20 protein-coding genes are annotated in these 24,822 nt (G+C 70.5%); 6 read left to right on the top strand and 14 right to left on the bottom strand.

Going from position 1 to position 24,822, the window contains the following annotated elements:
• Nucleotides 1–11 precede the first annotated feature (11 nt).
• A complete protein-coding gene (rfbB, locus tag EJC77_RS05035; RefSeq protein ID WP_125610484.1) occupies nt 12–1,010 on the bottom strand; it encodes a dTDP-glucose 4,6-dehydratase in 999 nt (332 codons plus the stop codon).
• A gap of 62 nt (nt 1,011–1,072) precedes the next feature.
• On the opposite strand from rfbB, the gene rfbA reads away from it, so the two are divergent.
• The 3 genes from rfbA to sufU all read left to right on the top strand — a co-directional run bounded on the left by rfbA (nt 1,073) and on the right by sufU (nt 3,798).
• Nucleotides 1,073–1,933 (top strand): glucose-1-phosphate thymidylyltransferase RfbA, encoded by an 861-nt coding sequence (gene rfbA, locus EJC77_RS05030; RefSeq protein ID WP_125610483.1) that lies wholly within the window; start codon nt 1,073–1,075, stop codon nt 1,931–1,933.
• A 68-nt stretch (nt 1,934–2,001) separates the two neighbouring features.
• Nucleotides 2,002–3,309 (top strand): SufS family cysteine desulfurase, encoded by a 1,308-nt coding sequence (locus tag EJC77_RS05025; RefSeq protein WP_240629785.1) that lies wholly within the window; start codon nt 2,002–2,004, stop codon nt 3,307–3,309.
• The gene (sufU, locus tag EJC77_RS05020) at nt 3,310–3,798 is read left to right on the top strand and encodes a Fe-S cluster assembly sulfur transfer protein SufU (RefSeq protein WP_125610481.1); all 489 of its coding nucleotides are present in this window, start codon (nt 3,310–3,312) and stop codon (nt 3,796–3,798) included.
• An 84-nt stretch (nt 3,799–3,882) separates the two neighbouring features.
• Here the strand turns inward: sufU and EJC77_RS05015 are convergent, their stop codons facing one another.
• The 5 genes from EJC77_RS05015 to EJC77_RS04995 all read right to left on the bottom strand — a co-directional run bounded on the left by EJC77_RS05015 (nt 3,883) and on the right by EJC77_RS04995 (nt 9,915).
• Entirely contained in the window at nt 3,883–4,308 is a 426-nt protein-coding gene (locus tag EJC77_RS05015) for a VanZ family protein (protein ID WP_125610480.1), read from the bottom strand.
• Nucleotides 4,305–5,582, bottom strand: a complete 1,278-nt coding sequence (gene nhaA / locus EJC77_RS05010; RefSeq protein WP_125610479.1) for a Na+/H+ antiporter NhaA — start codon at nt 5,580–5,582, stop codon at nt 4,305–4,307. The genes EJC77_RS05015 and nhaA overlap by 4 nt, the downstream gene beginning before the upstream one ends.
• 64 nt (nt 5,583–5,646) lie before the next feature.
• Nucleotides 5,647–7,194, bottom strand: coding sequence for a putative bifunctional diguanylate cyclase/phosphodiesterase (locus EJC77_RS05005; protein WP_125610478.1), 1,548 nt, complete (start codon nt 7,192–7,194; stop codon nt 5,647–5,649).
• A complete protein-coding gene (locus EJC77_RS05000; RefSeq protein WP_125610477.1) occupies nt 7,178–7,612 on the bottom strand; it encodes a DUF7793 family protein in 435 nt (144 codons plus the stop codon). Before EJC77_RS05000 ends, EJC77_RS05005 begins: the two co-directional genes overlap by 17 nt.
• On the bottom strand, nt 7,609–9,915 hold the full coding sequence (locus EJC77_RS04995; RefSeq protein WP_125610511.1) for a glycosyltransferase family 2 protein: 2,307 nt from the start codon (nt 9,913–9,915) through the stop codon (nt 7,609–7,611). Before EJC77_RS04995 ends, EJC77_RS05000 begins: the two co-directional genes overlap by 4 nt.
• Before the next feature lie 319 nt (nt 9,916–10,234).
• Here EJC77_RS04995 and EJC77_RS04990 point away from each other — a divergent pair, with 319 nt between their 5' ends.
• Entirely contained in the window at nt 10,235–11,764 is a 1,530-nt protein-coding gene (locus EJC77_RS04990) for a chitinase (RefSeq protein WP_125610476.1), read from the top strand.
• A 68-nt stretch (nt 11,765–11,832) separates the two neighbouring features.
• On the opposite strand, the gene EJC77_RS04985 is transcribed toward EJC77_RS04990, so the two are convergent.
• Nucleotides 11,833–12,054 (bottom strand): SCO4848 family membrane protein, encoded by a 222-nt coding sequence (locus EJC77_RS04985; protein WP_125610475.1) that lies wholly within the window; start codon nt 12,052–12,054, stop codon nt 11,833–11,835.
• A 245-nt stretch (nt 12,055–12,299) separates the two neighbouring features.
• Nucleotides 12,300–12,803, bottom strand: a complete 504-nt coding sequence (locus EJC77_RS04980) for a DUF2505 domain-containing protein (protein WP_125610474.1) — start codon at nt 12,801–12,803, stop codon at nt 12,300–12,302.
• A 202-nt stretch (nt 12,804–13,005) separates the two neighbouring features.
• On the opposite strand from EJC77_RS04980, the gene mfd reads away from it, so the two are divergent.
• Nucleotides 13,006–16,659: a transcription-repair coupling factor gene (gene mfd, locus EJC77_RS04975; protein WP_125610473.1), complete on the top strand. Its 3,654-nt coding sequence runs from the start codon at nt 13,006–13,008 to the stop codon at nt 16,657–16,659.
• 151 nt (nt 16,660–16,810) lie between these two features.
• Here the strand turns inward: mfd and EJC77_RS04970 are convergent, their stop codons facing one another.
• From EJC77_RS04970 to EJC77_RS04960, 3 genes are all read right to left on the bottom strand, one after another.
• Nucleotides 16,811–17,023, bottom strand: a complete 213-nt coding sequence (locus EJC77_RS04970; protein ID WP_125610472.1) for a hypothetical protein — start codon at nt 17,021–17,023, stop codon at nt 16,811–16,813.
• An 84-nt stretch (nt 17,024–17,107) separates the two neighbouring features.
• Nucleotides 17,108–17,815 carry a deoxyribose-phosphate aldolase gene (deoC, locus tag EJC77_RS04965; protein ID WP_125610471.1) on the bottom strand — a complete coding sequence of 236 codons (708 nt, stop codon included), beginning with the start codon at nt 17,813–17,815 and terminating at the stop codon, nt 17,108–17,110.
• Between the two features lie 49 nt (nt 17,816–17,864).
• Entirely contained in the window at nt 17,865–18,971 is a 1,107-nt protein-coding gene (locus EJC77_RS04960) for a YeiH family protein (protein WP_125610470.1), read from the bottom strand.
• A gap of 71 nt (nt 18,972–19,042) precedes the next feature.
• Between EJC77_RS04960 and EJC77_RS04955 the strand changes: the two genes are divergently transcribed.
• Complete coding sequence (locus EJC77_RS04955) at nt 19,043–19,963, top strand: LysR substrate-binding domain-containing protein (protein ID WP_125610469.1); 921 nt, start codon at nt 19,043–19,045, stop codon at nt 19,961–19,963.
• Between the two features lie 55 nt (nt 19,964–20,018).
• On the opposite strand, the gene EJC77_RS04950 is transcribed toward EJC77_RS04955, so the two are convergent.
• From EJC77_RS04950 to nirB, 3 genes are read right to left on the bottom strand one after another with little or no spacing between them, the layout of a single operon-like run.
• The gene (locus EJC77_RS04950; RefSeq protein ID WP_125610468.1) at nt 20,019–21,170 is read right to left on the bottom strand and encodes a uroporphyrinogen-III synthase; all 1,152 of its coding nucleotides are present in this window, start codon (nt 21,168–21,170) and stop codon (nt 20,019–20,021) included.
• Between the two features lie 9 nt (nt 21,171–21,179).
• On the bottom strand, nt 21,180–21,968 hold the full coding sequence (gene cobA, locus EJC77_RS04945; protein ID WP_125610467.1) for a uroporphyrinogen-III C-methyltransferase: 789 nt from the start codon (nt 21,966–21,968) through the stop codon (nt 21,180–21,182).
• Nucleotides 21,969–21,985: 17 nt separating this feature from the next.
• Nucleotides 21,986–24,667, bottom strand: a complete 2,682-nt coding sequence (nirB, locus tag EJC77_RS04940) for a nitrite reductase large subunit NirB (protein WP_125610466.1) — start codon at nt 24,665–24,667, stop codon at nt 21,986–21,988.
• Between the last annotated feature and the right edge of the window lie 155 nt (nt 24,668–24,822).

Here is a 24,822-nt window from a genome sequence, read left to right as displayed (position 1 = left end):
ATCCGTCCTTCTCAGCGTCCGAGTCCGGCGTACTGGGCCTCGGTGGCCGCCTTCTGCGGCCGCCACCAGCCCTCGTGGCCCCGGTACCAGTCGATGGTGGCGGCCAGGCCGGACTCGAAATCGGCGTAGGCGGGCGCCCAGCCCAGTTCGGTGCGCAGCTTCGTCGAATCGATGGCGTAGCGCAGGTCGTGCCCGGGCCGGTCGGCGACCAGGTCGTACGCGTCGGCCGGTTCACCCATCAGGGCCAGGATCAGCTCGACCACGTCCCGGTTGTTGCGTTCCCCGTCGGCGCCGATCAGGTACGTCTCCCCGACCACGCCGTCCGCCAGGATGGCGAGCACGGCCGCAGAATGGTCGTTGGCGTGGATCCAGTCGCGCACGTTCGCCCCGGCCCCGTACAGTTTGGGGCGCACCCCGTCCAGGACGTTGGTGATCTGGCGGGGGATGAACTTCTCCACATGCTGGTACGGGCCGTAGTTGTTCGAGCAATTGCTGATCGTCGCGGCCAGCCCGAACGAGCGCACCCACGCCCGCACCAGCAGGTCCGAGCCGGCCTTCGTCGACGAGTACGGGCTGGACGGGTTGTAGGGGGTGTCCTCGGTGAACCGGGCCGCCTCGTCCAGGGCCAGGTCGCCGTACACCTCGTCCGTGGAGATGTGGTGGTACCGCCTCCCGTGCCGGCGCGCCGCCTCGATCAACGTGTAGGTGCCCACCAGGTTCGTCTGCAGGAACGGGGACGGGTCGGTCAGCGAGTTGTCGTTGTGCGACTCGGCCGCGTAGTGCACCACCGCGTCCACCCGGGCCACCAGGGCGTCCACCAGCGCCGCATCGCAGACGTCCCCCCGCACGAACTCGACCCGGTCCGCCGGCAGCCCCGCCAGCGACGCCAGGTTCCCCGCATACGTCAACTTGTCCAACACCACGACCCGGAATCCCGTGTGTTCCATGACATAGTGGACAAAGTTCGACCCGATAAAACCGGCGCCCCCGGTAACCAAGATTCTCTGCATGGCCCCAGCGTAGTGGTGGCTGTGGGCGGAATCACGCAACCGGGGCAAATGGGGAGGTAACAATGCGTGGAATCATCTTGGCGGGCGGCACCGGTTCGCGGCTGCATCCGATCACCCTGGGCATCAGCAAGCAGCTGGTGCCCGTGTATGACAAGCCGATGATCTACTACCCGCTCTCCACGCTGATCCTGGCCGGGATCCGGGACATCCTGGTCATCACCACCCCGCACGACGCCGACCAGTTCCAGCGCCTGCTCGGGGACGGCTCGCAATTCGGCATCAACCTCAGCTACGTCCAGCAGCCGTCCCCGGACGGGTTGGCGCAGGCGTTCGTGCTGGGCCGCGACCACATCGGCACCGACACGGTCGCCCTGGTCCTGGGGGACAACATCTTCTACGGCCCCGGCATGGGCACCCAGTTGCAAAAGCACGACAACCTCACCGGCGGGTCCATTTTCGGCTACTGGGTCAAGAACCCCTCCGCCTATGGCGTGGTCGACTTCGACGGGGCCGGCAACGTCGTCTCGCTCGAGGAGAAACCGGCCAACCCGCGCAGCAACTACGCCGTGCCCGGGCTGTACTTCTACGACAACGACGTCATCGAGATCGCCGCCGGGCTCAAGCCCTCCGCCCGCGGGGAACTGGAGATCACGGATGTGAACCTGGCCTACCTGGCCCGCGGCGACCTGCGCGTGGAACTGCTGCCGCGCGGCACCGCCTGGCTGGACACCGGCACCTTCGCCGACCTCAACGACGCGTCCACGTTCGTGCGGACCATCGAAAACCGGCAGGGCCTGAAGATCGGCGCCCCCGAGGAGGTCGCCTGGCGGCAGGGCTTCCTGACCGACGACGAACTCCGGCTTCGGGCCGAACCGATGATCAAGAGCGGATATGGCAGCTACCTGCTGGAACTCCTGCAATAATTAGGGAAGTCAGGCATGACCTAATGCCCGGCGCACAGCATGCAAGCAACCTGCAAGGAGCGCGCACCGTGGTGACCCTTACCGCCCCGCATGACCACACCCCAGAGCTGACGAACGCCGAAGTGCGCCGCATCCGCAATGACTTCCCCATCCTCGGCCAACGGGTCAACGGCCACCCGCTCGTGTACCTGGATTCCGGCGCCACGTCGCAGAACCCGACCTGCGTGCTCGAGGCCGAGCAGGAGTTCTACGAGCAGCGCAACTCCGCCGTGCACCGGGGCGCCCACACGCTGGCCGTCGACGCGACCGACGCGTTCGAGGACGCCCGCGCCACGGTGGCCGCGTTCATCGGCGCCACGGACCGGGAACTTGTCTGGACGGCCAACGCCACCGCCGGGCTGAACCTGCTGGCCTACGCCTTCTCGAACGCCAGCGTCGGCGACACCGGCGCGGATGCCCGGCAGTTCGCGCTGGGCCCCGGCGACGAGATCGTGGTGACCGAGATGGAACACCACGCCAACCTCATCCCGTGGCAGGAATTGTGCCGGCGCACCGGTGCGACGCTGCGGCACATTCCCATCCTCGACGACGGCACCCTGGACCTCGACGCGGCGGCGTCCATCATCGGCGCGCGAACCAGGATCCTGGCCTTCACACACGTCTCCAACGTCCTGGGCGTCATCAACCCGGTCGCCGAACTGGCGGCGCTGGGGCATGCGGCCGGCGCGTTCGTCGTGCTGGACGCGTGCCAGTCGGCCCCGCACCTGCCGTTGGACGTGAAGGCCCTGGGCGTCGACTTCGCCGCGTTCTCCGGGCACAAGATGCTGGGCCCCACCGGCATCGGGGCCCTCTACGGGCGGGCGGAGCTGCTCGACGCGCTGCCCCCGTTCCTGGCCGGCGGCTCGATGATCACCACGGTCACGCTGGAGCGGGCCGAATACCTGCCCTCACCGCAGCGTTTCGAGGCCGGCACGCAGCCGATCTCCCAGGCCGTGGCGCTCGCCGCCGCCGCACGCTACCTGCACGAGACGGGCATGGGCCGCATCCACGCCTGGGAGGCGCAACTGGGCCAGCGCCTGGTCGCCGGGCTGGAGGCGATCGACGGCATCCGCGTGCTGGGTCCGGCCGCCGGGGTGGAACGGGCCGGGCTGGCCGCGTTCGAGGTGGCCGGCGTGCACGCCCACGATGTGGGCCAGTTCCTCGACGCGGCCGGCATCGCCGTGCGGGTGGGCCATCACTGCGCCCAGCCGCTGCACCGGCGGCTCGGGCTGAGCGCGTCCACCCGTGCCAGCGCCTACCTGTACAACACCACCGACGACGTCGACGCGTTCCTCGACGCGGTCGCCGGCGTCCGCGGCTACTTCGGGGTGGCCTAGGTGAGCGCCCTGGATTCGCTGTACCAGCAGATCATCCTGGAACAGGCGAAGGCCCGGCACGGCGCCACGCTGACCGACGACCAGGCGGCCGCCGTCCACCTGCCCGCCGGCACCGGCCAGTGCCACCAGCTCAACCCGGTCTGCGGCGACGAGATCACGTTGCGGCTCGTGGTGGAAAACGCGGACGACGGCGGCACGCCCGCAAGTGCCCGGGTGGGCGAGCTGCTGTGGTCGGGGGACGGCTGCTCGATCTCGATGGCCTCGGCGTCCATCCTGGCGGAACTGGCCGTCGGCATGACGCCGGAGGAGCTGGCCGGGTTGATCGAGCAGTTCCGCGTGGTCATGCGGTCGCGGGGCGCCGTGGTCGGCGACGAGGACGTGTTGGGGGACGCCGCGGCGCTGTCCGGCGTCGCCAAGTTCCCCGCCCGGGTCAAGTGCGCCATGCTCGCCTGGGTGGCGGCCGAGGACGCGCTCAGGCAGGCCGTGTGATTTCGACAGGCTCAATCACCGGTGGTCGAACTCGTCGAGACCCGGGATTTCGACGGGCTCAATCGCCGGCGGCGGTCGAGCTTGTCAGACCCGGCGCAGCCGGGCCAGCATGAGCGCCATGGCCGCGGCGCCGGCCAGCGCACCGGACGTGTTCGCCACGAGGTCGCTCCAGCTGGCGACCCGTGCCGGCAGCAACAGCCCCTGCGTGGTCTCGATGCCGCCGGACACGGCGGCGGCGGCCACCACGGCCAACCACCAGCGCCGGGCCGGCAGCAGCAGCGTGGCCAGCATGCCGAACGGGATGAACAGAACGATGTTCGCGGCGAACTCCACCTTGCGGTAACCGATGAACCACGCCGGCAGGCCGTAGCCATGCAGCCAGTCCAGGACGCGCATCAGCGCCCCGTCGATTGGTCTGTCGACGGGGGAGGGCCAAAAGGCGATGCCGGCCAGGGCCACGAGATACAGCACGGCCAGGACAAGGACCACTCGGCGCGCGGATGTGCTCACGGCACGCCGCCGTCGTCGGCCCGTTCCAGTGCTTCAATCCGGCGGTAGTGCCGGTTGCGGGCGCGCAGCACGACGGCCGCCAGCAGCGCGGAAATCAACGACCCGGCCAGGATGGCCACCTTCGCATGGTCGGTGTGCGGACTGTCGTGACCGAACGCGAGCTCGCTGATGAGCAGCGACACGGTGAACCCGACGCCGGCCAACAGGGCCAACCCGGCGACGTCGATCCAGGCCAGGCCGGCGGCCAGTGACGCTCGCGTCGACTTCGTCACGACGTACGTGGCGCCGAGCACGCCGACGAACTTGCCCGCCACGAGCGCAGCCACGATGCCCAGGGCCACCGAATCGGACAGGGCCGAACGCAGCCCCGCCGCACCGCCCACCGCCACGCCCGCCGAGAAGAACGCGAACAGCGGCACCGCCACCCCGGCCGACAAGGGCCGGAAGCGGTGCTCGAAGTGTTCGGCAAGGCCGGGACCGGCACCGGGGCCGCCACCGCGGGCCGACCGCAGCACCGGCACGGCAAAGCCCAGCAGCACCCCGGCCACCGTCGCGTGGATGCCCGAGGCGTGCACCAGGGCCCACGCGGCGAACGCCAGCGGCAGCAGCAGGTACCAGCTGCGCACCCGCCGCTGCACCAGCCAGGTGAACGCCGCCAACGGCGCGAGCGCGAGGGCCAGGTATTGCAGGTGCATCTCACCCGGGTAGAACACGGCGATGATGGCGATCGCGAGCAGGTCGTCCACGACGGCCAGCGTGAGCAGGAACGTGCGCAACGCCCCGGGCAGGTGGGTGCTGATCACGGCCAGCACGGCCAGCGCGAAGGCGATGTCGGTGGCCGTCGGAATGGCCCAGCCGCGCAGCACCCCCGGCCCGGCGGTGAGGTTGACCAGCGTGAAGACCAGCGCCGGGACGGCCACCCCGCCAACGGCCGCCGCGATCGGGACGATCGCGCGGGCCGGGCTGCGCAGGTCGCCGGCCACGAATTCGCGCTTGAGCTCCAGCCCGGCGACGAAGAAGAAGATGGCCAGCAGCCCGTCGGCGGCCCACGTGCCAAGGCTCAGGTCCAGATGCAGGGCGGCCGGCCCGATCGTCGCGTCCCGCAGCGAGAAGTACCCGGCCGACCATGGCGAGTTGGCCCAGGCCAGGGCGATGACGGTGGCCGCCAGCAGCAGGGCCCCGCCCACGGTCTCGGAGCGGAGGATGGCGCTGATGCGCACGAATTCGGGGTAGCTGCCGCGTTGCAGGGTGTGGGGACGTTCGATGCGCTTCATGGGTCTCCAGTTTCGCGGGTACGGAAAATATACTTGCCGACCAGACTTCCCGGCGCACCTGGGTTCAGTTTACCGGGTGGTGGCCGCCGGCGCCGGCCAGCACCGCCTCGATCTCTCCGGCGGGGACCGGCCGGCCGAAATAAAACCCCTGGCCGTTGGTGCAGCCCAGGCTCCGCAACATCTCCGCCTGGTCCCGGGTCTCCACCCCCTCGAAGACGGCCTCCATCCCGCACGCGCGAATCAACTCGAGCAAGGCCACGACGAATCGCTGCTGGCGGGCGTCCGTGGCCACGTCCCCGATCAGCGACCGGTCCACCTTGACGACGTCCATGGGCAGGTTCCGCAGGTACGCGAGCGACGAATAGCCCGTGCCGAAGTCGTCGATGTCCAGTCCCACACCCAGGTTGCGCAGACCGCGCAGCGAGTACTGTTCCAGGTCGGTGCCGGTCACCAGTTTCGACTCCGTCAACTCCAGCACCAGGTGTGCCGGATCCACGGTCGCCGCCGCCAGGGCCGCGCGGACGTCGTCGACGAACTCCAGCCGCTGGAGCTCCGCGGCCGAGATGTTCACCCGCAAGGTGAAGCGATCGTCCAACTCCAGCGTGGTCTGCCATTGGCGCAGCTGGGCGAGGCCCGCACGCAGCACCCAACCGTCCAGGTCGACGATGGACCCGGATTCCTCGGCCAACGGGATGAAGTCGTCGGGCATGAGCAGGCCGCGCGTCGGGTGATTCCACCGGACCAGCGCCTCCACACCCTCGATCCGGCCGGTGGCCAATTCGACGACGGGCTGGTAGTGGAGCACCAGCTGGCCGGCGTCGATTGCCGAGCGCAGCTCCGAGACCAGCTGGCTGCGCCGTTGGCGGGCATACAGCAGGACCGGGTCGAACGCCATGATGCTCGAATTCTCATCACGCTTGGCGGCGTACATGGCCGTATCCGCCTTGACCAGCAGGTACTCGGCGGAGTCCGTTCCCTCGGGGCTCGCGATGCCGACGCTGGCGCCGAAATTGAACCGCCGGTCATCAACCGTCACGCTCTGGCTGAGGGACTCCACGATGCGGGCGGCCACGACCCTGGCCTGGGCGGTGGAGGTGGCCGGCAGCAGGACGGCGAATTCGTCACCGCCGAGCCGTGCCACGATGTCACCCTCGCGCACGGCGTGCAGGATGCGCTGGGCGACGATCTTCAACACCAGGTCCCCGGCACCGTGCCCCAGGCTGTCATTGACACCCTTGAACGAATCCAGGTCAAGCAGGAGCACGGCCGGCGGCTCCGCAGTCTCCACGGCATCGGTTATCGCCCGGTCCAGGGACATCACCAGCGCGCGCCGGTTGTACACGTTCGTCAACGGATCCGTCAGCGACATGCGTTCCATCTGGTGGTGTGCCTGCTGGAGCAGCGCGGTCCGGTTTTCCACCCGCCTTTCGAGTTCGGCGTTGGCGGCGCGCAGTTCCTCGGCCATCAGGTTGAACCCGATGATGACGGCGTCGATGTCGTCCCTGGCGGGGGACGGCTCGATCCGGGTGGTCAGGTCCCCACCGGCCAGCTGCACAATGCCCTCCACCAGGCGTCCCAGCCGCGGGTCCAGCGCGTCAGTCGAGGCAGGCATGACGTTCCAGCCAGGCCAGTGCCTCGGCCTCGGAGGTGAAGAACTTCGACGGCAGCATTGGCCTCTCCGTGCCCAGGAAGAAGTGGGCCAGGACCCGGTCGACCGGGCTGTGCCCGAGCAGGGCGTAGGCGCAGACGGACGCGGCGCGGCAATACACTTTTCGCGCCTCCCGGCTCACCGAGGTTGCCCCGGTCAGGTCAAGAAGCAGCGGATACCGCCGGTCCGCGGCGAGCTGCCGGACCAGGTCGGCCACGGACTCCGCGTGGGCGCCGGTGACCGCGGCATTCTCGGGCAGGGTGACGCGCAGGATGCCCGGCGGCTCCAGCCACACCCGGATCCCGCCGTCGCTGACCAGGGCGGTGTCCGGTCCCGAGGCGTCGTCCCGGGCCAATGTCGCCGCGGAGGTGTCCGTGGTCATCGCACCGACACCCGGCGCCGGCGGTCATTGCCGCCGCGCAGGTCGCGATTGAGCCTGCGGTCGCCGTGGTAGAGGATGGACTGCCAGTCGACCTCGTCCGGTGTCTTGGGAACGACGACGGCGGACTGCCGGGCCGGTTCCCTCGGCTTCACGTACAGCCAGTTCAGGGCCCCGAGGAAGATGTCCACGGCGGAGTTCCGGATGCCCACGTACGCCCGGATGGCGCCGGCCGCCAGGACGGCGTTGAGCCCGGCAAAGGCAACGTTCCCCCAGTTGCCGTGGGACGCGTCCCGCCACATGGTGAACAGCGAGAACGCGACGATGGCGTAGGGGACCAGCACATAGACGGCCGGCGCCGCGGTGCGGTCCTTGACCTTGGGCGTGCGCACGAACGGGATCTTGTCGCCGGTGAAGGCCTGCTGGAGGGACTTGAACACGCCGGCGAGGTTCACCGGCAGCAGCACCAGGTTGAAGCCATAGATGCGGAAGATGTCGCTGAAACGGTGCCCGCAGTCGCGCAGGTCGCTGCCCATGGCCAGGAAATAGGGGAGCGCCGCCAGGAAGACCACCGGGCTGAGCAGACGGCTGTCGTACGGGTAGGCCAACAGGAACAGCAATCCGAAACTGGCCCAGGCGATGGACGCCATGTAGTTCACGCGAAGCAGCACTTCGCGCCCGGGGATCCGCTGGCGCAAGTGGTGGCGGGTGCGCAGCTGCGTCCACAGCTTCGGCAGGATCAGCAGCCCGCCGTTCGCCCAGCGCCGGCGCTGCACCACCAGGGCGCCGAAATCGGGCGGTGTGGCACTGTAGCTGAGCCGTTCGGGGTAGTTCGACAGTGTCCAGCCGTGGGTGCCCAGGTCAATGCTGGACTCGGTGTCCTCGATGACCGTGCGGTCCTGGATGTAGGTGCGGATCTCGAATCCGCCGACCGTCTCGACCTCGACGATGTCCTCGAGGGCCCGCTTCCGGATGACCGCGTTGGCGCCGACCCAGAACGTGGCACCGTAGTACGTCATGCCCTGGTGCAGGATATGTTGGATGTCGGTCGTGGCGCCGGCGACGCGTTCGATCCGGGTCGGGGCGCCCCGGAACGAGGAATACGGGGTCTGGGTGACCGCGACCCGCTCGTTCCCGGAGGATTCGAGGAAGTAGACCAGCCGCAGGCAATAGTCGCGCAGCAGCAGCGAATCGGCGTCCAGCGTCAGCAGGTAGGCGCTGTCCGGGATGTCGAGGTCCGTTTCGGCCGCGTCCCCGGGCTCGTCCACGGGGCGGAGCACAACGGATCCAGCGGTGTCCTCGGGACGCCAACGCCGCCCCATGAGCGAGATGTAGGCGTTGAGGTTCATGGCCTTGTTGGCCTCATGCGACAGGCCGGCGTACTTCTTCCGCTCGAATGTCCTGGTCTTGACATTGAAGATCCAGGTCAGCCGGGCATAGAGCTGGCCCAGTCGGGCATGGTCTGGGACCTCGTCCTGGGCCAGGGCTGACCTCAGCGCCAGCAGGACCAGCCGCAGTTCCCGGGCCAGCCCCATGATGACCAGGTCCACGAAGAATTCGTCCACGTGGTCCTCGACCCGCTCGGCCTCGGCCATGGCCTCCAGCCAGCCGGCGGCGGCCTCATACTCGTCGATGAGCTGGACGAGGTCCGCGGTGCCGGGGGTGGACCGGGGCGTACTCCGCCGGCGAAACGCGTCGAGGGCGGCGTTGGCGCGCGCCGCCGGGGCGGCCAGGGCGTCGGCAATATCGCCGGCCAGCGCGCGGGTTGCGGCCAGGCGGGCGGCGGTGTCCGGCTCCGACGGGTTCGGCGGGTCGTCCACCAACAGCACGAGCGACAGGTCCGGGAATTCCTGCAGCGCCGCCGACCACAACGTGGCTCGCACGACGTTTGGCTCCTCGGCGTACGACGGGACCAAGACCGTGACGGCTTCCCCGTACTCGGCAAAGTGCCGGTCCAGTTCGCCGCGGGGCACCCGCCGGTGGTCCCGGAATCGATACATTGCGCCCTGTCGGGCCACAAGATACATCAACGCCGAGAAAGTCAGGAATGTTACGACGGTGACGTAGGAAGCGGTTTCAAACCGGAACCGAAAGCCGGAATTGGGGTTGTCGGCCAACTGCTTGAGCACCGTGGAGATAATGTAGGCAATCCAGGCCGCGATGGTGACGGCGATTCCGAGCCGCCCCAGCGTGATTTTCCGCTCCGAAGGTCTCGGGTGCACGATCGACAGGGGTTCCGAGCGCCGTTCGGAACCCCATTGGTTCCTACGCGCCGCTGCCGGTGCGGCCCCGTCCGGTGCGGCCATCGCAGGCTCGGCAGTGAGCAATAGTTCAGGCATTTCCCCCCACAAACTTAAAGGCGCGGCGCATCGGGCGCCAGGGCGCGTCATCACAGACATTTCACCGCTGTCATTTCACCGCAGTGGAAAAATGTCCCGGTTCTTGCCCTTATGATAATGCACGTTGAACAGTTCCAGCCGCCGGTCGGCAACAGCCGCGCAATAGGTCTACGGCGCGGTCGTCAGGCGGCGACAATCAGGGAACCCGGTTCTCGAATCATGGTCGACCGAAAGAACAATGCGGGGGGTATTTGTGTCCAAGCGTTTCCCGGGACGAAAGCTGTCCATGGTCCGTCTCGGGGTCATGGTGCTGGCTTTCGCCGTCGTCGCCGGTGCCGGTTTCGTGGCGTGGAGTCGTTTCCAGGACGCCCGGGCGGCGTCAGCGTCGCCGTCGATCTTCGCCGGCTATGTGGATGTGACCGCAACACCCACCTACGCGTTCGAGTCACCGGTGTCCGATCCGGCAAAGTCCGTGGTGCTGTCCTTCATCGTGGCGGACAAGACCGATCGCTGCCGGCCGAGTTGGGGTTCGGCCTATGACCTGCCGGCCGCCGGCCAGGCGCTGGACCTGGACCGGAGGATCGCCCGCCTGGTGCAGCAGGGCGGGCGGGTGTCGGTCTCGTTCGGCGGCCAGGTGAACGACGAGCTGGCCACGGTCTGCACGGACCCCGCCAAGCTGAAGTCGGCCTACGCGGAGGTCGTGGACCGTTACGACCTCACCGGCATCGACCTGGACATCGAGGGTGCGGCGCTGGCCGACGGCCCGTCGCTGGAACGCCGGGCGGCGGCGATCGCTGCCCTGCAGAAGGACCGTGCCGCCGCCGGCAAGCCGCTGTCCGTCTGGCTGACGCTGCCTGTGGCGCCGTCCGGGCTCACCGCGGAGGGTGTGGCGGCGGTGGGATCCATGCTGGATGCCGGCGTCGATCTGACCGGGGCCAACGTCATGACCATGGACTTCGGCGGCAGCCGGGCTCCCGGGCAGGGCATGCTCCAGGCATCCACCGCCGCCGCGGCGGCGACCCACGCCCAACTGGCCGGCGCCTACCAGTCCCGGGGCCGGACGCTGGGCGACGAAACGCTGTGGCGCAAGATCGGGTTGACCCCGATGATCGGGCAGAACGACGTCCAGGGCGAGGTCTTCACGTTGGCGGACGCCCGGGGCCTGCAGCAATTCGCGGCCGCCAAGGGCGTGGGCCGGATGTCCATGTGGTCGCTGAACCGGGACGCGACGTGCAGCCCCAACTATCCCGACGTCACCCGGGTTTCCGACGGTTGCAGCGGTGTCGAGCAGGGCGGGGCCCTGTTTTCACGGGTTCTCGGCGCCGGGCTGGATAGCGCCCCGCTGCCCGGCCCCGACGCGACGGCGACATCCACGGGCACCGCCACCGCCGTCGTCGACGATCCGGCCACGAGCCCGTATCCGATCTGGAACGAAACGAACGCCTACGTCGCGCAGGACCGGGCCGTGTGGCGGCGCAACGTGTACGAGGCCAAGTGGTGGACCCGCGGCGACGTCCCGGACAATCCGGTGCTCGCCGGCGCCAGCACGCCTTGGCGGCTCATCGGCCCCGTCCTGCCCGGCGACCGCCCCCTCCCGGAGGTCACGGTCCCGGCCGGGACCTACCCCGAATGGAGCGCGGACAAGGTCTACCGCCAAGGCGAGAGGATCCTGTTCGACGGGCATGTTTTCGAGGCGAAGTGGTGGACCCGGACGGACAGCCCGGAGGCGGCGCTGCAGGGCTCGGCCGACTCGCCCTGGCTGAAGCTGAAGAATGACGCCGTCGAGCAGCTGCTCAAGGACAAGAAGACCGGATAGGCGAAACTACGGCGCAGTCAAGCACCAATCCGGGCGCGGAATGGTGCTTAACCGCGCCGCAGTTGGGATCAGGCGACGAGGGTGCGGACGCCGACGACAGCCGTGGCCAGGCCCAGGATCATCGAGATCGAGGCAAGCATCACGTGCACGGTCAGGAACCGGCTGGCCGCCCCGGACGCGTCGCGGGACCGCGGGTCCTTCATGGCGCGGCGCAGGAACTGCGGCCAGACGACCAGCGACCACACGCCGGCGACGATCAACACCCAGGACAGGGCTGCGGGAAGCTGCATTATGAAATCTCCAGTGTAGGGACCGCGGTGATCGAGCTTGGGCCCACGGCCGCGAGGGGCCCGACCGAGCTTGCGAGGGCGGGGAGCGGCTGGGGAGTGAGATCCGGGCCGGTTTCGACGGGCTCAACCACCGCGGTGATCGAGCTTGTCGAGATCCGGGCCGGTTTCGACAGGCTCAACCACCGCGGTGATCGAGCTTGTCGAGATCCGGGCCGGTTTCGACGGGCTCAACCACCGCGGCGGGGCTAGGCCGGGTGGGACTCGAGCCACGCCTGCGCGAGCGAGGCCTGGATGTTCAGCGCCTTGCCGACGACCGGTTCGGCCGCGTTGGCGATCTTGCCGCCCAGGAACGGGATGGACGACTTGACCTCGCCGGTCAGCTCCACCGTTGTGGACGCGCCGTTGGCCACGAGCCGCTGCGTGGCCGTCACATCCAGCGGGGCGCCGGCCACGGACAGCTTCACGGCCGCCGTGCGGGACCCGTCGGCCTCCGGGGCGTTCCACTCCTCCAGCTGGGTCACGGTCAGCGTGGCGCCGACCACCTTGCGGGCGATGTCCGGCATGCGGTCGGTCGGCAGCGTGCGGACAGTCTTCGTGGTGAACGCCCCCGTGGTCGGCCCGCTGATCTCGAACGACTTCAGTTCGCCACCGACCGTGAAGGACGTGTGGGCGATGAATTCCTGGTTCGTGAAAACGTCCGTGACACGCTGGACGTCGGCGGGCAGGATGGTCGATGCGCTCAGCGCCATGGTTCCTCCGAAAAGTTGTGGGACAGCACTCTACGATACCGTGACGGGCTGGTGGTGATGCCCCAGCGAGTCGGCGGAGTAAGCTGGTCCCGTCCCGGGATTCGCGCGAATTCCGGGCTTTTGTGCTGTCCCCGTGCCAACCAGTGTCGTTCAAACCAGTGCGGTCATGGGCGCGTCGTTCAATGTAAGGAGTCAAGCGTCAATGAGTCTTCACGGCCTGCGCACCGCCCTGTCCGAGGATCCGGTGTTCGCCCGCGTCCGCCGCCAGGCCGCGCTCGCGCCCGCGGATCGCTGCGACGACCTGCAATTCGGCGCCCCGGCCGGTCTGCGCGCGGCCCTGCTCGCCGAGATCGCCGACGGGCTGGCCGCAACGGATGACGGCGTCGTGCTCGCCGTCACCGCGACGGGCCGGGAGGCGGAGGACACGGTCGCCGCGCTGCGCGCTTACCTGCCCGCGGAGGCCGTCGCCGAGTTCCCCAGCTGGGAGACGCTGCCGCACGAGCGCCTGTCGCCGCGCTCCGACACGGTGGGCCGCCGGCTCGCCGTGCTGCGCCGGCTGGCACACCCCGAGCACGACGGCGGCACGCACCTTCGCGTCGTCGTCGCACCCGTGCGCGCGGTGGTCCAGCCCGTCGTGGCCGGCCTGGGCGAGCTCGTCCCGGTCCGGCTGCGTGTGGGCGACGAGGCGCCGTTCGACGACGTCGTGCGGCGGCTCGCGGACGCCGCGTACACGCGCGTCGACATGGTCACCCGGCGCGGCGAGTTCGCCGTGCGCGGCGGCATCCTGGACGTGTTCGCGCCCACCGACAACCATCCGGTGCGCATCGAGTTCTTCGGCGACGAGGTGGAGTCCATGCGCTGGTTCGCCGTGGCGGACCAGCGTTCGCTGGTCTCGACCACCGGGGTCTCGACAAGCTCGACCGCCGGAGGCTCGACCACCGGCCCGACCGAGCTGTACGCCCCGCCGTGCCGGGAAATCCTCATCACGCCGTCGGTCATGGGCCGGGCCGCGAAGCTCAAGGACGCCATGCCCGCCGCGGCCGGCATGCTGGAGAAGATCGCCGGCGGCATCGCCGTGGAGGGCATGGAATCGCTCGCCCCCGCACTCGTGGACGCCATGGTGCCGCTTGCCTCGCTGTTCCCGGCCGGGTCGATCGCCGTCGTGCTGGAACCGGAGAAGGTGCGCTCCCGCGCCCACGACCTGGAGGCCACGAACGACGAGTTCCTCGAGGCCGCCTGGTCGACGGCATCCGACGGCGGCGCCGCCCCGCTCGACCTGGCGACACTCGGCGTCGACCTGGACGCCGCCAGCTTCACATCGTTGGCGGACACGCGCGGCGCGGCGCTGGCCCACGGGGTTGGCTGGTGGTCCATCACCTCGCTGACCCAGGACGCGGAACTGCCCGACGTCGACGTGATCAACCTGCCCGCCCGCGAACCCCGCGGCTACCAGGGCGACGTCGCGGAGATGCTTGAGTTCATCGGCTCCCGCGTGCGGGACCAGTGGCGGATCGTCGTCGCCACCGAGGGGCCCGGCCCAGCCCAACGGCTGGCCGAGCTGTTCCACGACGCCGACATCCCTGCCGCCCGCGTCGGCAGTCTCCAGGACCCGCCCACGCCGGGGCTGATCGAGGTGACGACGGCCGACGCAGGCCGCGGATTCGTGCTCGACGGGCTCAAGCTGGGCCTGCTCACCGAGGCGGATCTGCTCGGCCGGGCCTCCGCCGCCTCGACCCGCGACATGCGCAAGCTGCCCTCGAAACGGCGCAACGCCGTCGACCCCCTCCAGTTGCACGCCGGCGACTTCGTGGTGCACGAACAGCACGGCATCGGCAAGTTCGTCGAGCTGATCGCGCGCAAGGTCTCAACAGGCTCGGCCACCGGGGGCGGCTCGACCACGGGCCTGCGCGAGTACCTGGTGCTCGAATACGCGCCGTCGAAGCGCGGCGCGCCCGGCGACCGGCTGTTCGTGCCCACCGACCAGCTGGACCAGATCACCGCCTATGTGGGCGGTGACGCGCCGGCGCTGTCGAAGATGGGCGGCTCCGACTGGTCGAACACGAAGAACAAGGCGCGCAAGGCCGTCAAGGAGATCGCCGGGGAACTGATCCGGCTGTACTCGGCGCGCATGGCCAGCCGGGGGCACGCGTTCGGCCCGGACACGCCCTGGCAGCGCGAGCTGGAGGAGGCGTTCCCGTACGTCGAGACGCCCGACCAGCTCACCGCCATCAACGAGGTCAAGGCGGACATGGAGAAGGAGGTCCCCATGGATCGGCTGATCTCCGGCGACGTCGGTTACGGCAAGACCGAGATCGCCGTGCGCGCCGCGTTCAAGGCCGTGCAGGACGGCAAGCAGGTCGCCGTGCTGGTGCCCACCACGCTGCTGGCCCAGCAGCACTTCGAGACGTTCAACGAACGATTCTCCGGCTTCCCCATCCGGGTCAAGGCGCTCTCCCGGTTCCAGAGCGGCAAGGAGGCGAAGGACACCATGGAGGGCGTGCGCACCGGTTCCGTCGATGTCGTCATCGGCACCCACCGGCTGCTGTCCACGGACGTGCGGTTCAAGGACCTGGGCCTGGTCATCGTGGATGAGGAGCAGCGTTTCGGCGTCGAGCACAAGGAGGCGCTGAAGAAGATGCGCACCAACGTCGACGTGCTGGCCATGAGCGCCACGCCGATCCCGCGCACGCTCGAGATGTCCATGACGGGCATCCGCGAGACGTCCACGCTGGCCACCCCTCCCGAGGAACGCCACCCCGTCCTCACCTATGTCGGCGCCTACACGGACAAGCAGGTCACGGCGGCCATCCGGCGCGAGCTCATGCGCGAGGGCCAGGTGTTCTTCGTGCACAACCGGGTGTCCACCATCGAGCGGACGGCCGCCGACATCGCCAAGCTCGTCCCGGAGGCGCGCATCGCCGTCGCCCATGGCCAGATGAGCGAGTCCCGGCTGGAGCAGATGATCGTCGATTTCTGGGAGCGGCGCTTCGACGTGCTCGTGTGCACCACCATCATCGAGACCGGCCTGGACATCTCCAACGCCAACACGCTGATCGTTGACCGGGCCAACAACTACGGGCTGTCCCAGCTGCACCAGCTGCGCGGGCGCGTGGGCCGCGGCCGGGAACGGGCGTACGCATACTTCCTGTACCCGGCCGAGAAGCCGCTGGGCGAGGTGGCGCTGGAGCGGCTGAAGGCCGTGGCCGCCCACAATGAGCTGGGCGCCGGCATGCAGCTGGCCATGAAGGATCTGGAGATCCGCGGCGCCGGCAACCTGCTCGGCGGGGAACAGTCGGGGCACATCCAGGGCGTCGGGTTCGACCTGTACATCCGGCTGGTGGGCGAGGCCGTGGCCGAATACCGCGGCGACGGCGAGGAACGGGCCGCCGAGATGAAGATCGAGCTGCCGGTCAACGCGCACCTGCCGCACGACTACGTGCCGGGGGAGCGGTTGCGGCTGGAAGCCTACCGGAAGCTGGCCGCCGCGGTCACGGACACCGCGATCGACGAGATCCGGGACGAGCTCGTGGACCGCTACGGGGAGCCGCCGGCCGCCGTGGAGAACCTGCTGGCGGTGGCCCGGTTCAAGGTGCGGGCCCGGGCGGCCGGGCTGACCGACGTGGCCATGCAAGGCAACTTCATCAAGTTCGCCCCCGCCGACCTGCCCGAGTCCAAGGTCATGCGGCTGAACCGGATGTACCCGGGCGCCATGGTGAAGCCGGCGCTGAACGCGGTGCTGGTGCCCAAGCCGAAGACGGCCCGCGTGGGCGGGCGCGACCTGGCCGACGCCGCGGTGCTTACGTGGGCCGGCGGCGTGCTGGAGGCCATCTTCGACGTTTCTCCGGTGCCCGCCTGACGCCGGTGGTCGAGCCTGGGCCCACGGCCGCGAGGGACCCGCTGCGAGCTTGCGAGCAGTGGGAGCGGCTGGGGAGCGAGACCGGGGCCGGGGGTCGAGCCTGTCGAGACCTGGTGATTTCGACGGGCTCAATCACCGGGGCCGGTGCCGGTTACTCCCCGGCGGAGTCTGAGCGGCCCATCCAGGTCATCGGGATGACCAGCGACAGGAAGCACAGGCCGATGCCGATGACACCCGGCCACACGTTCAACAGCGACCAGAAGCTGAACGCGAAGATGCCGCCCAGGAACAGGGCCAAGAAGATGATGAACAGGATGACGGTCTGGCCCAGGTTGTGCTCACGCTGGTATCCGATGTCGGACATGGTTCCTCCTCGCCCCGTACCGGGGACTCACGACGAATGCACCGGGGTCCGGCGCGCTGGTATCGCCTTCGATCTTAGTATGGATCAGTAGGCGGAGGCGCCCGTGCCGCCGGTGACGATGGCGATGCCGGAACTGGCGCCGATGCGGGTGGCGCCGGCGTCGATCATGGCCAGCGCGTCCTCGCGGCTGCGCACCCCGCCGGAGGCCTTCACCCCGACGTCCGGCCCGACGGTGCGGCGCATGAGGGCGACGTCGGCCGTCGTCGCCCCACCCCCGTTGAAACCGGTGGACGTCTTGACGAAGTCTGCGCCGGCCTCGACGGCGGCCTGGCAGGCGAAGACCTTTTCGTCGTCGCTGAGCAGGGACGTCTCGATGATGACCTTCAGCAGCGAGTCGGCGCCGTGGACGACGTCGGCGACGGCGGAGATGTCCTCCACGAGCGTCTCGTTGTCCAGCGCCCGGGCGGCGGCGATGTTGATGACCATGTCGACCTCGTCGGCGCCGTCCATGGTGGCGCTGCGGGCCTCGAACACCTTCACATCCGTGTTGGTGGCCCCGAGCGGGAACCCGACCACCGTGCAGGTGAGCACGCCGGTGCCCCTCAGGGCCCGGTGCGCCGTGCGCACCCACACGGGGTTCACGCACACGGACTTGAAGTGGTGCTCGGCGGCCTCGGCGCACAGGCGCAGGATGTCCGCCTCGCTGGCTTCGGGCGCCAGCAGCGTGTGGTCGATGTAGCGGGCCAGGTCGGGGGTGGTGCCGGCGTCCCGGGAATCGGTGTGAGAGGTCATGGTGCGGCCTTCCGGTAGGAGTCTTACGCCCAATCGTGCCACAGCGCGCTCAGCCCGCGAGGAGCACCCCGGCCAGGGCGATCCCGGCCACCAGGATGGTGGCGCCGGCGGCCAGGATGAAGGGCCGGACGCCGACCGCCAGCAGTGACTTCACGTGCACGCCGGTGCCCAGCGCGAACATGGCGGCGGCCAGCAGCGCGCCCTCCCCGGTCTTGGCCCAGTCCAGGGCGCCGGCCGGCAGCCAGCCTGTGGCGCGCAGGGTCATCATCAGGATGAATGAGAACACGAACAACGGCATGATGGGCGGCCGGCGCGAGGTGCTGTTGGTCCGCCCGCCGTCCGCCAGGCGCAGGGCGCGGCGCTGCTGCAGGCTCACGATCGTCATGACGGGGGCCAGCATGAGCACCCTGGCCAGTTTCACGATCACGGCCACGCCGAGGGCGGCGCCGCCGATGGTGCCGCCGGCCGCGACGACCTGGGCGACCTCGTGGATAGCGCCGCCGGCCCACAGCCCGGACGTGTGCGAGGACAGGCCCAGCGCCGCCGCGGCCGCCGGCAACAGCGGGATCATGGCCGTGCCGAAGATGACCACGAGGGCGACGGCGGTCAGCACCTCACGGCGGTCCTTCGTCTCGATCACCCCGTCGACGGCGGCCACGGCGGCCGCGCCGCAGATGGAGAACCCGCAGGCGATCAGCAGCCGCTGGGTGGGGCTGAGCCCCAGCCAGCGACCCATCAACAGCGTGCCGGAGATGCCCAGCCCCACGATGGCGACGACGACGGCGATCATGCCCGGCCCCAGTCCCAGCACGTCGGCCGGCAGCAACTGGAAGCCCAGGAGCACGACGCCGGCGCGCAGCAGGGTCTTGGCCGCGTAGTTGAATCCGGGCGCCAGGGCGGCCGGCAGCGGGACGAGGTTGCGCAGCAGGGCGCCGATGACGATGGCGACGAGCATGGTGCTCGTGCCCGGCCAGACGGCACCGACGGTCAACGAGGCGGCCGCGGCCAACGCGCACACCGCGAGTCCTGGCGCCAGCGACCTCACCCGGGTCGGGCCCCACGAGGAGATGAAGCCCCGGGCGGACGCCCGGTACGTCGCGACACGGGAGGGCGTGCGGGTGGCCGGGGTCTGGACTGTCGCGATGTCTGGTGTCATGGATCCATCGTTTCGCGGGTGCGCCGGCGCCGGTAGCCGGCACTTGCGCAACGGGGTATATCGTTTTTGATATGACCACGCCGTGGCCCGAACTGGGCGTACTGGAACTGCTCGTCGCCGTCACCGAACGCGGCAGCCTGGGTGCGGCGGCCCGGGCCCTCGGCATGGCCCAGCCCAATGCCACGCGCCTGATGAACCGGCTCGAACACGACCTGGGCGTGCGGCTGCTCGACCGCCGCCCCGCCGGGTCCCGGCTCACGGCCGAGGGCGAGGTCGTCGTCGGCCATGCCCGCGCCACGCTCGAGGCGGCCCGCGGGTTGCTGCTGGCCGCGCGCGAGCTCGGGCCCGAGCAGGGCCGGCACGTGGCGGTGGCGGCCAGCCTGACGGTGGGCGACTACCTCATGCCCGGGTGGCTGGCGGCGCTGCGCCGTGAATCGCCGGACGTGCGGGTGGCGCTGGAGGTGGAGAACTCCACGGTCGTGTTCGAACGATTGTCCCGCGGCGCCGTCGACGTCGGCTTCGTCGAATCGCCCGACGTGCCGGCCGGGTTCCACCGGCTCGACGTCGCCGTCGACCGGCTCGTGGTGGTCGTGGCGCCGGGGCATCCGTGGGCGGGGCTGGGCCGGGCGTTGACGCCTTCGGAGCTGGCCGCTGCGCCCCTTGTGGTCCGTGAGCCGGGCTCCGGCACGCGGGTCACGCTGGATACGGCCCTGCGCGGCCTCGACCCCGTGCCGCCGGTATTGGAGCTGACCTCGAATGCGGCCGTGCGGATCGCCGTCGCGTCCGGCGCCGGCGCGGCCGTGCTCAGCGACCTGGCCGTCGGGCCCGCGCTCGCCGCCGGGGAGCTCGTGGAGGTGCCCGTCTCCGGGCTTGACCTGACCCGGCGCATGCGGGCCGTGTGGACCGGCGGCAGGGTGCTGCACGGACCCGCCGGGGACCTCGTCAACGTGGCGCAGTCGTTCGGGGCGCCGCGCTACCGTCTCGGTGATTGAGCATCGAGACCCGATTTCGACGGGCTCAATCACCGACGGGCTCGACCGCCGGATCTCAGATCCGCAGCCGGTAGCCGCGCTTGACCACCGTTTCGACGAGGCCGGGGTCGGGCAGGGCGGCGCGCAGCCGGCTGACGGCCATGTGCAGCGCGTTGTCGGACTCGCCCAGCCCCAGCCCGGAACACAATGCCTCGCGGGACAGCACGGCGCCGTCCGCCGCCATGAGCTCGCGCAACAAGGCCAGCGGCGCCGGGGCCAGCGGTACGGCGTTGCCGTCGATCCGCACGGCCCGGCCGCGCACCTCCACGAGCCCGTCGCGGGTCTGCAGCCGCGCCACTGCCGTCGCCTCCAGGTGCTCGCACACCAGCCGGATCAGCGCACCCATCCGGAACCGCGCCGGCACCAGCGGCGTGACGCCGGCCGCCAGCAGCGGGGCCCCCGTCACGGGTCCGACGACGGCGGTCGCCACGGCCGGCCCGTCACCGGCCCCGGCGCCCAGGGCGGCCAGGAACTCGTCCCGCCGGCCGGCCTCGGCCGCCGTGCTCAACATGGCGTCCACGGCCGGGGCACTGGTGAACGTCAGCACGTCCAGCTCCCGCCGGCACACGGCGTCGATGAGCTGCGGCAGCCGGTCGTCCTCCTGCGCGCTCACCCACCGGTAGGGGGTCACGGTCAGCACCTCGGCGCCCGCGGCACGCAGCCGGTCGAGCTGGGTGACGTCCGTGTACCCGTGCACCTGCACGGCCGTCGTGTGGCCGCGCACGCCGGCGGCGATGACCAGGTTCGTCAACGTCGCCGTCGTCTCGTCGCTGCTGATGCCGGCGTCGGACAGCCCGGCCGCACGCACCGCGCCACGCGCCTTGGGCCCGCGCACGAAGATCCGGGCCCGCTCCAGCACCTCCAGCAGGTCCTCGCCCAGGCCGGCCGCGTCGGCTGCCTCGCACCAGCGGCGCATGCCGTAGGCGGTCGTGACCATGACGATGTTCGGCCGGGTGGCGATCACCCGGCGGGTGTCCTCCAACAGGGCGTTGTCATCGGCCACCGGGGCGATCCTCAGTGCCGGTGCATGCAGCACCTCGGCGCCGCGCCGCTCCAGCGCCTCGATCAGGTCGGAGGCCCGCCGGTGCGCGGTCACGCCGATCCGGAAACCGGCCAGCGGCGGGGTCCCGGCCGCGACGGGTCCGGCAATGTCCGGGTAGTCGGTCATGGGGTCCCCTTACGCTGGTTGCAGGCCGGTAGGCGCGAACACGTCAACCGGCAGGCCGCCGGGGCCGTCCGCGTCGAAAAGCGACAGGCCCACGACGGCCCCGATCACGATGACCGCGGGATTGCGGCACGTCGCGGCCGCGCTGACAATCGTACCCAGTGTCGCCGTCGTCGTGCGTTGGGTGTCGCTGAAGCCGCGCTCGACGACGGCCACCGGCGTGTGCGGCTGCAGCCCTGCCGCGGCCAGCCCGGCGGCCAGGGCCGGCAGTGTGCCGATGCCCATGAGCACGACGACGGTGCCGCCCAGCCCGGCCAGGTGCGTGTACTCGGCGGGCGACAATGGCGCATGCCCGGACACGACCGTGAACAGCCGGCTGACCTGCCGGTGCGTGACGGGGATGCCGGCCGCACCCGGCACGGCGACGGCGCTGGACACGCCCGGCACCACCGTGACCGGGATGCCGGCCGCCACGGCCGCCGCCACCTCCTCGCCGCCGCGGCCGAACACGAACGGGTCCCCGCCCTTCAGCCGGACCACGGCCAGCCCGGCCCGGGCGTCGGCCACCATGCGGGCCTGGATCTCCTCCTGGGGCACCTTATGGCACCCGGGCGTCTTGCCGACGTCGACGAAGGTGGCGGACGGGGCCAGCGCGGCGAGGTCGTCGGTGGGACCCAGCCGGTCGAAATAGACGACGTCGGCGCGCCGGAGCGCGGTGACGGCACGCACCGTGAGCAGGTCGGCGGGACCCGGCCCGCCGCCGACGAGCGTGATGCCGCCGGAGCAGTGTTCAGTGGTCATGATGGGGGTCCTCCTGGTCAGTCCGCTGCGTCCGCGGGCCGGACGCCGATGGTCGCCGGGAACAGCACGCGCCCGTCGCGGTCCGCCTTCTCGGCCGCCGTGGCCGGACGGATCTGGCCGCGCTCGGGCACGAACGCGATCGAATCGTCGGCCGTGTCGGGGGCGTTGACGAAGGAGCGGAAGCGGCGCAGCCGGTCCGGGTCGGCCAGCGTGGCCGCCCATTCGTCCTCGTAGCCGTCCACGTGCCGGGCCATGGCGGACTCCAGGTCGGCGGCGATGCCGAGCGAGTCGTTGACGACCACGTCGACGACGTGCGCCAGCCCGCCGCGGAGCTCCTCCTGCCAGCGCGCCGTGCGTTGCAGCCGGTCGGCCGTGCGGATGTAGTACATGAGATACCGGTCGATGTAGCTGATGAGCGTGGCGTCGTCGAGGTCCTTGGCGAGCAGCTGGGCATGCGCCGGGGTGGCGCCGCCGTTGCCGCCGACGTACAGGTTCCAGCCGTCGGCCGTGGCGATGACGCCCACGTCCTTGCCGCGCGCCTCGGCGCATTCGCGGGCGCAGCCGGACACGCCGAGCTTGAGCTTGTGCGGGCTGCGCAGGCCGCGGTACCGCAGCTCCAGGGTGATGGCCATGGCCACCGAGTCCTGCACGCCGAACCGGCACCAGGTGGAGCCGACGCACGACTTCACCGTGCGCAGGGACTTCCCGTAGGCCTGGCCGGACTCCATGCCGGCGTCGACCAGGATCTTCCAGATCTGCGGCAGCTGCTCCAGCCGGGCGCCGAACAGGTCGATCCGCTGGCCGCCGGTGATCTTCGTGTACAGCCCGAAGTCCCGGGCGACCTGGGCGATGACGGCCAGCTTGTCCGGGGTGATCTCCCCGCCCGGGATGCGCGGCACCACCGAGTAGGTGCCGTCCTTCTGCATGTTGGCCAGGGCGCGGTCGTTCGTGTCCTGCAGCGTGCCGCGCCCGGCGTCGAGCACGTACTCGCCGCGCTGGCTGGCCAGGATGGAGGCCACGGTCGGCTTGCAGATGTCGCAGCCGCGCCCGGTCCGGGCCGTCTCGTCGGTGCCGAAGCGGGCCAGGATGTCCTCGAAGCCGGCCAGTTCCAGCGCCTGGACGGCCTCGAACAGTTCGGCCCGGGACATGGCGAAGTGTTCGCACAACGCCTTGGAGACCGCGATGCCGGATTTGGTCAGTTCCCCCTCGAGCAGTTTCTTCAACAAGGGTACGCAGGATCCGCACTGCGTGCCTGCCCGGGTGCACGCTTTCAGCTCCGGCAGGTCGCGGACGGGCTCCGAACCATCGCAGCCGCCGCGGGCGTGCACCGCGTCCCGGATGGCGCCGGCCGGGACGTTGTTGCACGAACAGAGGATCGCCTCGTCCGGCAGCTCGGTCTCCGGCGCGCCGCCGCCGGCCGCCGACAGGAACGCGCCGGGCTCGGCCGGCAGCGTCCGGCCCAGCAGCGGACGCAACGACGTGTACGGGGTGGCGTCGCCGACGAAGATGCCCCCGAGCAGCGTCCTCGCATCCGGGCTCGTGACGATCTTCTGGTAGACGCCGCGTGCCGGGTCCGCGTACACCACCTCCAGGCTGTGCTCGGTGCGGGCGAACGCGTCGCCGAAACTGGCCACGTCCACGCCGGAGAGCTTCAGTTTCGTCGCCGTGTCGAAGCCGGGGAACGTGGCGTCGCCGCCGTGCAGCCGGTCGGCGACGATCTCGGCCATGGTGTTCGCGGGGGCGATCAGGCCCAGGCACCTGCCGTCGAAGTTGGCGACCTCGCCAATGGCCCACACGCCGGGGACGCCGGTCGCGCAGCTGTCGGAAATGACGACGCCGCCGCGCGGGCCCAGCTCAAACCCGTGCGCGGCGCCACCGTCGGCCGTTCGCGCCAGCTCGTCGCGCGGCCGCACGCCGACGGCGGCCACCACGAGGTCGGCGGCGACCACCGCGGCGTCGGCCATCAGCACCCCGGTGACCATGCCGGCGTCGTCCGTCTGGATCCGGGCCGGGTACACGCCCGCGGTCGCGGACATCCCCTTGGCGGCGACCAGCCGGCCCAGCGCCTGGCCGGCGCCCTCGTCCAGCTGGGCGTTCATGAGCCAGCCGGCGCCGTTGATGACGACCGAGGTGGCGCCGAGTGCGATCAATCCGGCGGCCGCCTCCAGCCCGAGCAGCCCGCCGCCGATCACGGCCGTGCGGACCTGCCGGCCCAGGACCTCGGTGAGCCGGGCCACCTCGGCGTTCAGAAACCACACGTCATCGAGGGTCCGGTACACGTGCGCGTGCTCGGCGCCCGGGATCGTCAGCCGGGCCGCGTCGGACCCGGTGGCCAGCACCAGGTGGTCGTAGGCGTGGCTGGTGGCGCGCCCGTCCGCCGACGTCGCATGCACCACCCGGGCGCCCGGATCGACGGCCGTGGCGCGCGTGCCGGCGGCCAGCGTGAGCGCGTCGTGGTCCCACATCGCCGCGTCGCCGAGTGTCAGGTCGGTGTCCATGGCGGCCAGGGCCCGGCTCAACGCGACCCGGTCATACGGGCGGTGGGCCTCCTCGGCCAGCACCGTGATCTCCCACCCGGCCAGGCCGCGGGCATGCATGGCCTCGACGAAGCGGTGCGCGGCCGGGCCGCCGCCGGCCACGACGACGCGCCGCGGCGTTTCGGGATGAGGCAAGGTGGCGGCGTTCCGGGGCTGGCTCATGGTCGGTGCCTTTCGATCGACTGGTCCCTTGAGCCTAGAGACCGGTCATTACCCGGCCATTTCACCAGTGTTTCCGGCGGTTAACTTTCCCCTTCCCGGCGGTCGCGGAACCCGGTGAGGGAAGTGTTACCTGCCCGACACGAGCCGGCGCGCCG

This window comes from Specibacter cremeus, from assembly GCF_003946885.1.
Classification (GTDB): Bacteria; Actinomycetota; Actinomycetes; order Actinomycetales; family Micrococcaceae; genus Specibacter; species Specibacter cremeus.
This window is presented reverse-complemented; position numbering and strand designations above follow the sequence as displayed.